Genomic DNA, 13,917 nt, shown 5'->3' on the forward strand with positions numbered 1-13,917 from the left:
CCTTCCACACGCCGGTGGAATACCGAACGGCAGAAGGCTAGGTGCTTTATCTTGTCTCATATTTCTAGGTCAGTGCAATACAGGCTCGGGTGTTCTTTATTTTTAACAGGATACAGCTTTACTTTCACTGCTTCGGGAAACACAGCTCGTAAAAATTGCATCGTTTACAGGCAAAGGTATTGGTCGTTTTTTTGAAATATTCGAGGGGAAGCGGCTTGTTGGCTTCTTTATCCTCGAGGAAACCGGCCATACGTTCTACACTCTGCACGAGCAGCTCCCGGACCTCCTGAAGGGTGGAATGGTTAAGCTTATGTTCGACACTTGTCCCCTCAAGCAGGTATTCATTTCGCACGACGATATCTTCAAGAGCCGTTTCCGGGTAGTAATCGAGAACGTACTGCGCATATAAAGCCAGCTGATAGGGATCTTCCTCTGTCTGCAGGCCGGTTTTCCAATCCACGATCACCCATTTATTATTTTCTTCGTCTTTATAAAGAAAGTCGAGCACGGCAAACACTTTAGTGTTTTCCAGGTTCATCGTGCGGAGTTCCTCTGATTCGAGATAATACGTTGGCCGCTCCGAAGTAAGTTCCTGTATGGTGTCACAGGTTAGAATATGCTCTACTACGGCCTCGAGCCGATCCTGGATTTTTTTTATTTTTTCTGCGGGCAGCTTCTTTTCTTCACCGTAGTATATTTCGTGGAGCATGGTCGTATGTTTCGGCTTTTTGCGCCACTGCTCCGCATTTTTAGTCGAATCAATAAACCCTTCATTCAGCCGGGTGCGGATTGTTTCTTTCAAAATATCTTTTGTTGGGAGGTGCCCGTTATTTAAATATTTTTTCAGCGTTTCTTCTACTAAATCATGTACGATAGACCCAAACAGCATTTCAAGATTAGTTAAATTTTTCAGTCGGTAGACGTGGCGCGGAAAGGGGTCTGCATTCCGCAGCCAGCCATTGTGTGAGGAGTAGTACTGGTGGGCATACTGCCGTTCGCATTGAAGCAGCGTTTTATGCCTCGACAGCGACCAGGAAAACTCCGGATAGTCCCGTATAGTAAACAGGAGAAACCACTCCTTTGATTTGTCTTTACCTTGCTCCTGCTACCATTTTAACGGTGACGGCGGGCAAAGTCGATAAAACGGAACTTATCTGAACGGTGCCTGGACTCGGTATATTGAAATAATTCCGCATTATCGAGATATACATAGTTCCGGACGACCGCAATACTTGAATCCGGATAAAGGTCAAGCAGCTGCCCGTCTTCGTGCGTCGGCTTTTCAATAGTGATTTCTTTACGCGCGAAGCTGATCACAAGCTCCAGCTTATTTTCTACATAGTCATAAATGGAATCAGCACAAATATCTTCAGTCAGTCCGGGCACCCAGCGCTCAAGCAGATAGTCAATGTCGAGCACAATATTTTCACCATCCATTTTCCGCTGCCGCTTTACTTCCCAGACCTGTTCTGCCTCTTCCTCCGCCTCAAATACGTGCTGGAGAGCTGCCGGAACAGGTGAAAGGGTCAAGGAATGCACATGGGTTTTACTATTGCTGCCGGTCTGTTCTGCCAACTCTTTAAAGCTGACGAGCCCGGATACTGGAAAATCAAACCGGCCAGTTTCAAGCACGACAGAGCCCTTGCCCTGAATTTTTTGAATATATCCATGTTCGGAAAGCAGGTTCAACGCTTTGCGGATAGTTTCCCGTGACGTATCGTACATGGAAGTGAGCTCATGCTCGGAAGGAAGCAGGGCATGAGGCTTAAACTGCTCACTGCGGATGCCGTGCGCTATTTCTTCATAGATGTCTAAATACTTTCTTTTTGTACTCATGCTCGTTACACCTCAGGGCGGCTATTTTTGATAATGCAGAACGATCGATTCGTATGGCTGCAGGCTGTCAGTCCCAAAGGAAAAATGCTCCCGTTGATAGTTGGTGAGAAAAATGGTGCCGGGCTGCTCTTTCCAGGGGAGGTCCAGGCCGCCGGCTTCAATCGTTTCAGACGAGAAATTGCTCACAAGGAGTAATGCCTCGTCTTCGTCCTCACGAGTATAGGCGAAAAGGGAAGAGTGATCCGGCAGGTAGAGCTGATAATCTCCAGCCGTCATAATTTTATAGTCCTTGCGGAGCTGAATTAATTTTTTGTAAAAATGATAAACGGAATCCGGATCGTTTACCGCTTCCTTCGCGTTAATGGACGTATAATTTTCCGGGACCGGCAGCCACGGCTCAGCCTCACTGAAACCGGCATTTTTTGAGCTGTCCCACTGCATAGGCGTTCGTGCATTGTCGCGGGAGCGGGCCTGGATGACGGCGAACGCTTCCTCGGGGCTTTTTCCCTGCTTTTGCATAATATCATAATAATTAATGGTTTCTACGTCGCGGTAATCCTCGATAGAGCTGTAGGAAGGATTAGTCATCCCAAGCTCTTCCCCCTGGTAAATGTAAGGAGTGCCGCGCATACAGTGCATGGTGGCTGCGAGCATTTTCGCTGATTCCACGCGGTACTTGCCGTCATCGGCGTACCTGCTTACAATCCGGGGCTGATCGTGGTTGCACCAGAACAGCGCATTCCAGCCGCCGCCTTCGTACATACCGATCTGCCAGTCGGATAGTGTTTCTTTTAACTGCACAAAATCAAATTCCGGCAGGGCCCATTTTTCCCCTCCGGGATAATCCGCTTTTAAATGATGGAAATTAAAGGTCATGCTCAGTTCTTCCCGGTCCGGGCGGGTATACTTGATGCAGTGGTCGATTGTCGTGGAGGACATCTCTCCGACTGTCATGGCTCCATGCCGGGCGAATACGTTTTGGTGCATTTCATGCATCCATTCGTGCACTCTCGGCCCGTCGGTATAAAACCGGCGGCCGTCCCCTATATCATCATTTGGAAACCGCTGGTCCTTCGAAATTAAATTAATAACGTCGAGACGGAAGCCGTCGATGCCTTTTTCGAACCAATAATTCATCATATCATACAGCTGTTGGCGCAGTTCTTCGTTTTCCCAGTTTAAGTCCGCCTGGCTCACGTCAAAAAGGTGCAGGTAATACTCGCTTGTCGGTTCATGCCACTGCCAGGCGGAGCCGCCGAATTTAGACACCCAGTTATTTGGTTCAGCACCATCGACAGGATCTTTCCAGATATAGTAGTCGCGGTAAGGGCTCGAGGCATCTGAAGAAGCGGCTTGAAACCAGGCGTGGTCGGTGGAGGTGTGATTAATAACGATATCCATAATGATCTTCATGTTTCTTGCGTGGGCTTCGGCGAGCAGGCGTTCGAAGTCCTCCATCGTTCCGTACACATCATAAATATTATAATAATCACTGATATCATATCCGTTATCCTTTTGAGGGGAAGGGTACACAGGATTAAGCCATAAAACATCAATGCCAAGATCGTTTAGATAATCGAGTTTTTCGATAATGCCCGGAAGATCGCCGACTCCATTTCCGGTAGTGTCGTTAAAGCTTTTAGGATAAATCTGGTAAATAACAGTTCGTTTCCACCATGGTTCCATTCTTCTCATCCTTTCGCATATATGCTGTATGGATTAAAGGCGCCTGCTAAACAATACCAGCAGACGCCTGAATTCATTGGTTAAATTTCTACTTTACGAATACGCCCGTAGAGATAGGTTAATACAATCGGAAGGATAATGACAATCAGCATCCCGATAAAGAAAGCTCCCCAGTCCGGCGGACGGATGGAAAAGATGCCCGGAATGCCGCCGACGCCAACAGCAAAGGCCAGGACGTTATTGATGCTGATAAATGTAGCTGCGATCGCTGAGCTGATCAGCGCACAAAAGAACGGGAACCGGTACTGCAGGTTCACCCCGAACAATGCCGGCTCGGTAACTCCAAGATACGCTGAAAGTCCGGCTGAGCCTGCCAGGCCGCGCATGTTCTGATCTCTCCAGGCCAGAATCATTATGCCGACTGCAGCAGATCCCTGGGCAATGTTGGAGAGAGCAAGAATCGGCCATAAAAAAGTACCGTCGGTCGAAGCGGTAAGCTGAAGGTCGACCGCAAGGAATGTGTGGTGGAGCCCGGTAATAACGAGCGGTGCATAAAGCAGGCCGTAAAGCAGGCCCCCAAGCCATGCGTACTGGTCAAATGTCCACAGGAAGAAGTCTGTAATCGCATTTCCAAGCCCGAAAGTAACCGGGCCGATAATAATAAATGTAAAGAAGCCAGTAACGAGTAAAGCAATCGGAGCAACCAGCAGTACCTGGATAGAATCTGCAATCCGTTTTCTTAAAAACATTTCAATTTGGGCTAGAACATAGGAAGCTACAAGCACTGGGAGCACCTGTCCCTGATAGCCAACCTGCTCGACATTCCAGCCGAACAGATCCCAGGTCGGCACTTCGTTATTTGCACTCGCGTCACCGTAAGCGTACGCGCTTAAAAGCTGCGGGTGGACAAAAATTAACCCGAGCACAATACCGAGGAGGGGACTGCCCCCAAACCTCCTAACGGCCGACCACCCTATAAGAACGGGAAGAAAGTTGAATGAAGCGTTTGCAATAATGAAGATAATTTCAGAAATACCGGTCCACTGTGGATATACATCAATCACAGCATCATCGAAGAAAATACCGGGACCGGTTAACAGGTTGTTCAAGCCGAGCAGCAGCCCTGCGGTAATAATAGCTGGAAGAATGGGAATGAAAATATCAGCAAGCAGACGAATAAAACGTTGAAAGGCATTCTGTTTTTTGCCGGATTTCTGTTTATCAGCGGTGTCGTGTTCAGAGTCTCCGTCTCCAGCACGTCCGCCGCTTTCCTCAGAACGTCCTGTAACGCTCATCAGTTCTTTATAAACTTTATCTACGGTGCCCTGGCCGATAACGACCTGATACTGGCCTCCAGAGGCAAAAGCCCCACGCACAAGATCAAGGTTAGTAAGTTTTTCTTTATCTACCTTTTCTTCATCGTATAAAACAAACCGCAGCCTGGTTACACAGTGGGTAACTGTTTCAATGTTATCATTGCCTCCCACGGCTTCAACGATCGTTTCAACAGCTTCTTTCGTAATTTTTGCCATTGTGTTTCCCCCTTAAGTGGGTATTTTTGAAAACGATACCAATTTATAAACTCACTTTAACTTGTATATACAAATTAGTCAATATAATTATCATGAGTAAAAAGGTTTTTATTAAATGAAAAATAGGAATACTAAAATAAAACCCCTTTAATGGAGCGTGAAATCATGGAACAATTGATAACAATCGATCAGACTGAAACGTTATACGGAACGCTCACGATGCCTGCTAATGCGTCTGAAAAAACTCCCGGCGTGCTGATAATTGGTGGGAGCGGGCCTATAGACCGTGACGGTAACGCGCCGGGAATAAAATTAAATATTTATAACCAGCTGGCCGCCTGGCTTGAAAAGCAGGGAGTGGCAGCTCTTCGTTATGACAAGAGAGGCACCGGGTCCAGTGATGGCGATTTTCGGGCCACGGGGCTGGAAGATTTAATTGAAGATGCTGCTGCTGCGGTGCGGCTTTTGAAAATGAATCCTGCAATTGATGAGAACAAAATTTTTATTCTGGGCCACAGCGAAGGCGGGGCGATTGCTCCCAGGGTGGCTGAGAAAGAAGAGGTACAGGGAATGATGGTGCTAGCCTCGTCGCCGAAGCCGTTGTTTGATATTCTGCTTGAACAGGGCGAATCGGTGGAAAGAGAAATAAGCGAGGGGAGAGGAATTTTTTACCGGGCGTTGAGAACGGGGAAAGTAAACAAGCGTATGATAAAAAAGCAGCACAAAGTGCTTAAGGAGCTGCTTGATGAAGAAGCTTCAAAAAAATATAAAAACGTGAACGTGAAATGGTTTCAGGAACACGCTGACTATGACCCGCGGGAAGCCTTTCACCGCACACGCATTCCGGTGATTGCCGTAAATGGCGGCAAAGATGCCCAGGTGAAAGCAGAAGACGTCAGCGCCGTAGCCCAGCATACGGGAGGCCCGGTGGAAGCATATGTAGTTGAAGAGATGAACCATATTCTAAGACATCAGCCGGAAGAGTTTTCAATTATTAAAACAAAGCGAAGATATAAAAAACAGCAAGACGCCAATCTCTCCCATGAACTGTTGGATCATCTCTACCCGTGGCTGCAAAAACAAATACAATAATGTTAAATAACCATGGTTACATGAAAAAGGACCGTCTGCAGGCGAATATGCCTCTAGACGGTCCTTTTTCTTATTACATGGAAGCTTTTTGCAAGCTGTTGATCATTGCCAACGATTTGCCAGTGCCAATCGCGACAGCTTCAAGAGGTGCTGAGGCGAGGTGGACCGGAACCACGATCTGGCGGCTCAGCCAATCCTGAAGGTCGTTCAGGAGTGCGCCTCCTCCGGTAAGTACAATTCCCTGATCGACGATATCGCCGCTTAGTTCAGGAGGACATTGTTCAAGAGTAACACGGATAGTTTCCAGAATTTGATCCAGCGTTTCTGTGATGGCCCGGTGGATTTCCGGAGACTCCAGTGTAATGGTTTTCGGGAGTCCGTTTACAAGGTCTCTGCCCCGGATTTCCATCGTGCGTACTTCCCCGTCAGGAATAGCGGAACCAATCTCCATTTTGATATTTTCAGCGGTCCGTTCGCCAATCAGCATATTGTATTCCTTGCGGACATGCTGAGTAATGCTTTCATCCATATGATCCCCGCCGCGGCGTATCGCCCGGGAAGAGACAATGCCGCCATAAGAAATAATACCGACCTCTGTCGTACCTCCGCCAATATCAACGATAACATTTGCTTTGGGTTCATCCACCGGCAGCTCTGCACCGAGCGCAGCTGCAATCGGCTCTTCGATTAAGGAAACAGATTTAGCACCGCAGCCAAGTACAGCATCCCTGATAGCCCGGCGTTCTACAGAAGTGGAATCACAAGGTGTGCATACTACGACTTTCGGCTTGCGGAGAGTAAAGCCTGCTTCTTTTTGAATTTTTTTCATGATGTGGGAAAGCATCGCAGATGTAATATCATAATCTGCAATTACTCCTTCTTTCATTGGCCGGGTAGCGATAATGTTGGCTGGAGTTTTTCCCACCATTTCTTTTGCTTCTGTACCTACGGCGTACACTTCTTTAGTATCTATATGAAGTGCTACAACGGAAGGCTCATTGAGGATAATACCTTTTTCTTTTGTGTAAACGAGAATGTTCGCAGTTCCTAAATCAATACCTATTTCTGTTAATGCCATTTTATTTACTCACCTTTTCCGGGTTAATAGTCTCCAGTAATTAATTGTAGAGGAGTAAGAATACTTAAATAAGGGTCTAAGGTCACGTAAAAAATGAGTATTTTCCCATTTTTACGGAATGTTGACAGGAATTAATAAATTAAATCCACTACTTCCTCGAGAGAAATGGCTCCAAAATATGTGTATAAATCAAATTGCGACAAAGTTTCATAAATGGCATCTCGCTCATACTTTGTATCCTGAAGTGCTTCCTGAAGATCCTCTACGTTCCCGGTACCAAAAAAGTCCCCGTAGATTTTCGTTTCCTGAATCACGCCTTTCTTGACGTTGAAACGAATGTCGAGCATCCCGGCATCAAACTTTTTGCTGCGGTGAATGTCAAAAGCAGGGGATTTACCATAATTCCAGTCCCAATTGCTATAACGCTCGCTGGATATTCTGTGTATTTCCTTCCAGTCCTCGTCGGTAAGATGATACTGTTCAATTTGTTCATCGCTGCCGAAAATATACCGCAGGATCAGCTGTTTGAATGCTTCCACAGACAATGGCTCGTCTAAAAATTCGTTGATGTTTCCTACGCGGCTTCGAATAGATTTAATCCCTTTCGAACGGATTTTTTCATCTTTTACATTCAATGCAGCAACGACATTTTCAATTTCCGAATCAAGCATAAGCGTGCCGTGACTGAACATTCTTCCTTTTGTGGCGAACTGGGCGTTTCCGGAAATTTTCTTTCCATTTGCCTGGAGGTCATTGCGCCCGGACATTTCGGCCGGCACGCCAATGTTATTTAAAGCATCGACGATCGGCTGAGTAAACTTTTGGAAATTTTGAAAGCTGTTGCCGTCGTCTTTGGTTAAAAAGCTGAAGTTTAAATTGCCAAGATCATGATAAACAGCACCGCCGCCGGAAAGGCGTCTGACGACCTGAATGTTGTGCTTCTCTACATAATCGGTGTTGATTTCTTCGATTGTATTCTGATTTTTTCCAATAATTATAGAAGGAGTGTTTACATAAAAAAGTAAATACATTTCGTCTTTGCCCAGATCCATATTCTTTAAAGCAAATTCTTCGATGGCCAAATTGATTCTTGGGTCATTGATACCTTCATTATCAATAAATTTCATTCGTAACCTCCTAAATGAGTGGTCCTGAACCGATGCTGGTGAAAAAATATCCTTTTATATTATGCCATAAATACTAATGAGAAAGCTAATGCTAACAGGGGGAAAGAAGGGAAGAGGTATACTAGCCTGGAAACAATCCCTAGTTAAACGATTTGTATTGTTGACTTTGTAAAAAGTACCCACTAAAATGTATGGTAAGCTAATAAACCTGATAAACTTACTAAGGATTTTAACGTCTTTTAAAATAAGATTTTCATTTTTTATGGAAACAGGTACAATATTAAAGTGAAAGGGATGGAAGCGCATGATAGTATACGATTCCCTGCAGACAAATGAATTGGAACACGTGAATAACGAAGTGCTGGAAGGAAAAAGTGCGCTTGAAGTTATCCGCTGGGCCTACGGCGAATATGGTGATGATTTAGTATATGCATGCAGTTTCGGAGCAGAAGGGATTGTATTGATTGATTTAATCAGCCAGGTGAAACCAGATGCAACCATCGCTTTTCTCGACACCCAGTTCCATTTTAAAGAAACGTATGATGTAATTGACTCCGTTCGTGAAAAGTATCCGGAGTTAAACATTAAAATGCTGAAGCCCGAACTGTCGCCTAAACAACAGGCAGCCCAGGAAGGTGAGAGGCTTTGGGAAACAGACCCGGACCGCTGCTGCGGTATCCGGAAGCTGCAGCCGCTCGAAAATGAACTGAGCCAGTACGGGGCCTGGATGTCCGGCCTGCGGAGGTCGCAGTCACTTACCCGCCGCAACACGCAGTTTGTTAACGAGGATAAACGGTTTGAGTCCATTAAAATATGCCCTTTGATCCACTGGACGTGGGACGATGTCTGGGCCTATATCGAAGACAACAATCTTCCTTACAATGAGCTGCATGAGCAGAATTATCCAAGTATCGGATGTGTACAGTGCACTGCGAAAGTGCTCGAAGGTGAAGACCACCGCAGCGGCCGGTGGACAGGAAGCGGAAAAACAGAATGCGGCCTGCACCGCTGATGAATTAAGACGAAGAAGGGACGATGATCATGGCTTTAAGTACTCCACACGGTGGAAAACTAGTAAATCGTAAGGATTTGAACAAAGACGTTTCATCCATTCAAAAACAAATCGAGCTTGACGAGATTGCTTTGTCCGACCTCGAGCTGCTCTCCAACGGCGCGTTCAGTCCGCTTGAAGGCTTTATGAGCGAAGAGGACTACAGCTCGGTGGTTTCTTCGATGCGCCTGGCGGATGGCACGGTCTGGAGCATTCCGATCACTCTGCCGGTCACGAAGGAAAAAGCAGAGGAGTTGAAAGCTGGGGAGGAAGCCCGCCTGGTTTTTGACGGAGAAACGTACGGTACGATTGAACTTGAAGGATTCTACAGCCCGGATAAGAAGCGGGAAGCAAGAGAAGTATACCGCACCGAAGAAGAAGCGCATCCCGGCGTAAAGAAAATGTATGATCGTCCGGACACGTATGTTTCCGGTAAAGTTACGCTGGTAAAAGAAATCAGCCATGAGCAGTTTGAAAACTATTATCTGGATCCGGAAGAAACACGCAGTGCTTTTGAAAGCCGCGGCTGGAACACGGTGGTCGGTTTTCAAACGAGAAATCCTGTCCACCGGGCGCACGAATATATTCAAAAGGCAGCACTTGAAACCGTAGACGGCCTGTTTTTAAACCCGCTTGTCGGGGCAACGAAATCAGATGACATTCCTGCTGATGTGCGTATGGAAAGCTATGAGACTATTCTCGACGAATACTACCCTGAAAACCGGACATTCCTCGCTGTATTTCCAGCCGCCATGCGCTACGCAGGACCTAGAGAAGCGATATTTCATGCCATGGTACGGAAAAATTACGGCTGCACCCACTTTATTGTCGGCCGTGACCATGCTGGTGTCGGTGACTATTATGGCACGTATGACGCCCAGGAAATTTTCTCCGACTTTACGTTTGAAGAACTTGGCATTCAGCTGCGCTTCTTTGAGCATTCCTTCTACTGCCTGAAATGTGAAAACATGGCGACGGCGAAAACGTGTCCGCACGATAAAGCTGATCATGTCATTCTTTCTGGTACGAAAGTGCGCGCTATGCTGACCAACGGCGAAATGCCTCCAAAAGAGTTCAGCCGTCCGGAAGTCGTGGAAGTACTGATTCGCGGTATGCAGCGCCAGCCTTCCAATTCATAAATGACAGGAGGAAAATGATGGGATCAAAATCCACAGATATCGTCTGGCATGACGCCTCGGTATCCAAAGAAGAACGCCAGGAAAAAAATAAACATCAAAGCTTTGTGCTCTGGTTTACCGGTCTTTCGGGCTCCGGTAAGTCCACGCTTGCAAATGCTGTCTCCCGGAAGCTTTTTGAACGGGGGAGCCACACTTACGTGCTCGACGGAGATAACGTACGCCATGGATTGAACAAAGACCTTGGCTTTTCTCCGGAGGACCGGACCGAAAATATCCGCCGTATCGGAGAAGTGGCAAAGCTGTTTGTTGACAGCGGCCAGATTGTCAGTACTGCTTTTATTTCTCCGTACCGGGAGGACCGCCATCAGGTGCGTCAACTGCTTCCGGAAGGGGAGTTTATCGAGGTATACGTGGAAGCGAGCCTTGAAGCTTGCGAAGAACGGGACCCGAAAGGCTTGTATAAAAAAGCGCGTTCCGGGGAAATTCCTTCCTTTACCGGTATTAATGCTCCGTATGAAGAACCGGAAAACCCGGAGCTTACGGTGAATACAGAACAAAAATCCATTGAAGAATCTGCTCAGGAAGTAGTAGATGCCCTAGTCAACTGGAAGTACATTGAAGAATAATAAAGAAACATAGGTAGAGGACGCGGGCTGTTAAGCCGTGTCCTTTTTTACCATTTGTAAAAGAGAAAGGAGGGGTTGGGTGGCAGATGGAAAAGTATTTCTAGTAGGAGCGGGCCCCGGCAATGAAGGACTTATTACCGTTCGCGGAGCAGAGTGCATCCGGAAGGCGGACGTCATCTTTTATGACAGGCTGGTCAACCCGCTTCTTCTGGAACAGGCTCCGATTGAAGCGGAACGTATATACTGTGGAAAACTGCCGCAGAAGCATATTCTGCGGCAGGAAGTAATTCAGAAAATGATGGTGGAAAAAAGCCGGGAGGGAAAACGGGTAGTGCGCCTCAAAGGCGGCGACCCCGGGGTATTTGGAAGAGTCGGGGAAGAGGCGGCTGTGATGGAGGAAAACAGTATTGAATACGAAATCGTCCCCGGCATTACTTCCGGTATTGCTGCTCCGCTTTATGCTGGCGTACCCGTAACTCACCGTGATTATTCAGGAAGCTTTGCAGCTATTACAGCTCATACAAAGAAAGAAACTGGAGAGCCGGATTTGAACTGGGAGCCGCTTGCTAAAAGCATCGATACGGTTGCTTTTTACATGGGGGTCAAGAATCTGCCATTTATTACGAAGAGGCTCATAGAAGCAGGAAAGCCGCCGGAAACTGCCGTAATGATAGTTGAATGGGGAACATATTCAAAGCAGCGGACGGTCAAAGGCTCCCTGGCAGATATCAACGACGTGGTGCAGGCACACGCGATCGAAAACCCTTCAATCACGCTGGTCGGTAATGTCGTCAAAGCTGGGCCCGCTTCCACGTGGTTTGAAGGGCTCCCGCTGTTTGGACGTTACATGTGGCACGTGCGTACAACCTCAGGTGCGAGCGGTTGGAGCAGCGAATGGAAAAGCCAGGGGGCAGAAGTGTATGAAGGCCCTGTATGGCAGGAAACCTTGCCGAAGCTTATCCACTTACAAAAGGACCTTTCCTATGATGAAATTGTATTTGAAACAGCCATTGATGTTGAAGCGTTTATGGCTCAGCTGAAGAACTGGCGTCTGGATTTGAGGCAGGTGGACTGTCATCTTGTGACCGTGACCCGGCGGGCAGAGGAGAAATGGAAGGCTTACGGTGTTTTTCCGGAATACCGTTCGAAAGAGGAATGGAAGCACGCAGAGGCTGTTCACGTTATTGGAAGTGAAGAATGGATAAAAGAAATCAACCACAGTAGTAGTGATGTTGGGCACGTGTTAAGCAGCGTCTCTTCTTCAGATCATACACTTGAAAGGCTGCTCGCGGATAACGCCATCAATACAGTTATTTTTCCATGTAGAAAAGCTGTCACAGTGGCGGTGGAGAAAATAAATTCTCTGTACAATGGTGAAGCGGAACTATGGTGGTCGCAAAAAACGATTGTCTGCGTTGGGGAAGGTACAAAAGAACAAGCTGAGGGATATGGTCTTCGGGTGGATACGACAGCAGGAGCGTCATCTGAAGCAGTGAGCACTTCTATTCAAAAGTGCTTCAGTCCCATTCTGTAAGGAGGAACTATCATGAAAGCCATTTTGTTTGTCGGGCATGGAACGAGAGTCCCTGAAGGAAACGAGCAGGTAAAAGCCTTTACGAAAAAAGCGGGGGCTGCTTTCCCGGAATATGAGCAGAAAACCTGCTTTCTGGAGCTTGCAGAGCCGGATATTGTCACGAGCGCTGTTGAATGCATTGAAAACGGGGCGGATACTCTGGCTGTTGTGCCAGTGCTTTTACTTTCAGCCGGCCATATTAAAAAGGATATCCCGGAGGAGCTCGGCAAGGTGCAGAAAATGCATCCGGAAGTAGCTATTCAATACGGAGAGCCTTTTGGAGTTCACGGCCGCATCAATGACCTTCTCCTGGACCGCCTCCGTGTAAAAGGCTGGGAACCGGAGAAAGAAGCAGTAATTCTATTTGTAGGGAGAGGCGCAAAGGACCCCGGGGCAATAGAAGACTTTTACCAGATCGCCGGAGAGCTTGAAAAGCATACCGGCCGTTCGCGAGTGGAAACAGCTTTTCTTGCCGCTGCCGAGCCGGGTTTCCAGGAAAAAATGGAAGAACTGGCTGAAAGCGGGCGTCCCGTGTACGTTCTGCCGTATTTAATGTTTGTCGGCCTGCTCATTAAAGAGATGGATGAAGCAGCAGCCCATTATAATCAAACTAAACCCGGCCATTTTACCAGATGCGACTTTTTAGGCTTTGATGAGCGTCTGCTTCCAGTGCTCGAATCCCGTGTCGCTGAAACGCTCGAAAAAGAAACAGGAATTCATGTCTGATTTTCTTCTTCCGTTGACTGTGAGTCTTGACAGGGTGGAAGCTGTGATTATTGGAGGCGGAAACGTAGCGGAACGAAAAGCCGGAAAGCTGTTAGAGGCAAAGGCTGTTGTTACAGTGGTGGCGCCGGAGCTCTCCGGAGAGCTGGAGAGGCTGTGGAAAGAAAACAGAATCACCTGGAAAGAGAAGACGGGCGGGCCCGAAGACTTGCGGACCGCCTGGCTGATTGTTTCCGCCTCCGGAGATAAAGCAGCTCAGCAGATGATTGCTGAGCACAAGCATCCCTGGCAGCTGGTAAACGGCGCCGACAACCCTTCTATCGGCAATGTGGCTTTTCCGGCTTCGTTTATGGAAGACGGGGTGCAGATCTCCGTTTCAAGCGGCAGCAATAAACCGGCAAGTGTAAAGGAGTGGAAGCATTATCTCCAGCGGGTTATAAAAAAACGCTGACCC

General features: G+C 47.3%; 13 protein-coding genes. 7 read left to right on the plus strand and 6 right to left on the minus strand.

The annotated features are described in order from the left end of the window. Positions 1-124 precede the first annotated feature (124 nt). The 4 genes from ACTTK6_RS13390 to treP form a co-directional block, all read right to left on the minus strand. Positions 125-1,066: a PD-(D/E)XK nuclease family protein gene (locus ACTTK6_RS13390; RefSeq protein WP_462833697.1), complete on the minus strand. Its 942-nt coding sequence runs from the start codon at positions 1,064-1,066 to the stop codon at positions 125-127. Positions 1,067-1,113: 47 nt separating this feature from the next. After that, entirely contained in the window at positions 1,114-1,836 is a 723-nt protein-coding gene (treR, locus tag ACTTK6_RS13395) for a trehalose operon repressor (RefSeq protein WP_094909013.1), read from the minus strand. A gap of 21 nt (positions 1,837-1,857) precedes the next feature. Next, positions 1,858-3,522, minus strand: coding sequence for an alpha,alpha-phosphotrehalase (gene treC, locus ACTTK6_RS13400; protein ID WP_094909012.1), 1,665 nt, complete (start codon positions 3,520-3,522; stop codon positions 1,858-1,860). Between the two features lie 80 nt (positions 3,523-3,602). Further along, positions 3,603-5,054: a PTS system trehalose-specific EIIBC component gene (gene treP / locus ACTTK6_RS13405; RefSeq protein WP_079474311.1), complete on the minus strand. Its 1,452-nt coding sequence runs from the start codon at positions 5,052-5,054 to the stop codon at positions 3,603-3,605. A gap of 165 nt (positions 5,055-5,219) precedes the next feature. Here treP and ACTTK6_RS13410 point away from each other — a divergent pair, with 165 nt between their 5' ends. After that, complete coding sequence (locus tag ACTTK6_RS13410; protein ID WP_462833654.1) at positions 5,220-6,146, plus strand: alpha/beta hydrolase; 927 nt, start codon at positions 5,220-5,222, stop codon at positions 6,144-6,146. Positions 6,147-6,219: 73 nt separating this feature from the next. On the opposite strand, the gene mreBH is transcribed toward ACTTK6_RS13410, so the two are convergent. After that, positions 6,220-7,224 carry a rod-share determining protein MreBH gene (gene mreBH, locus ACTTK6_RS13415; RefSeq protein WP_079474313.1) on the minus strand — a complete coding sequence of 335 codons (1,005 nt, stop codon included), beginning with the start codon at positions 7,222-7,224 and terminating at the stop codon, positions 6,220-6,222. 131 nt (positions 7,225-7,355) lie between these two features. Beyond that, a complete protein-coding gene (locus ACTTK6_RS13420) occupies positions 7,356-8,351 on the minus strand; it encodes a lipoate--protein ligase (protein ID WP_094909008.1) in 996 nt (331 codons plus the stop codon). 304 nt (positions 8,352-8,655) lie between these two features. On the opposite strand from ACTTK6_RS13420, the gene ACTTK6_RS13425 reads away from it, so the two are divergent. The 6 genes from ACTTK6_RS13425 to ACTTK6_RS13450 all read left to right on the plus strand — a co-directional run bounded on the left by ACTTK6_RS13425 (position 8,656) and on the right by ACTTK6_RS13450 (position 13,914). Further along, positions 8,656-9,363 carry a phosphoadenylyl-sulfate reductase gene (locus ACTTK6_RS13425; protein WP_079474315.1) on the plus strand — a complete coding sequence of 236 codons (708 nt, stop codon included), beginning with the start codon at positions 8,656-8,658 and terminating at the stop codon, positions 9,361-9,363. A 29-nt stretch (positions 9,364-9,392) separates the two neighbouring features. Beyond that, entirely contained in the window at positions 9,393-10,541 is a 1,149-nt protein-coding gene (sat, locus tag ACTTK6_RS13430) for a sulfate adenylyltransferase (RefSeq protein ID WP_079474316.1), read from the plus strand. A 14-nt stretch (positions 10,542-10,555) separates the two neighbouring features. Next, positions 10,556-11,167 (plus strand): adenylyl-sulfate kinase, encoded by a 612-nt coding sequence (cysC, locus tag ACTTK6_RS13435; protein ID WP_079474317.1) that lies wholly within the window; start codon positions 10,556-10,558, stop codon positions 11,165-11,167. Between the two features lie 79 nt (positions 11,168-11,246). Then, a complete protein-coding gene (gene cobA / locus ACTTK6_RS13440) occupies positions 11,247-12,701 on the plus strand; it encodes a uroporphyrinogen-III C-methyltransferase (protein ID WP_462833656.1) in 1,455 nt (484 codons plus the stop codon). A 12-nt stretch (positions 12,702-12,713) separates the two neighbouring features. Beyond that, positions 12,714-13,466: a sirohydrochlorin chelatase gene (locus ACTTK6_RS13445; RefSeq protein ID WP_462833658.1), complete on the plus strand. Its 753-nt coding sequence runs from the start codon at positions 12,714-12,716 to the stop codon at positions 13,464-13,466. Beyond that, the gene (locus ACTTK6_RS13450; protein ID WP_462833659.1) at positions 13,459-13,914 is read left to right on the plus strand and encodes a precorrin-2 dehydrogenase/sirohydrochlorin ferrochelatase family protein; all 456 of its coding nucleotides are present in this window, start codon (positions 13,459-13,461) and stop codon (positions 13,912-13,914) included. Before ACTTK6_RS13445 ends, ACTTK6_RS13450 begins: the two co-directional genes overlap by 8 nt. Positions 13,915-13,917 lie beyond the last annotated feature (3 nt).

Source organism: Marinococcus salis (assembly GCF_054971365.1).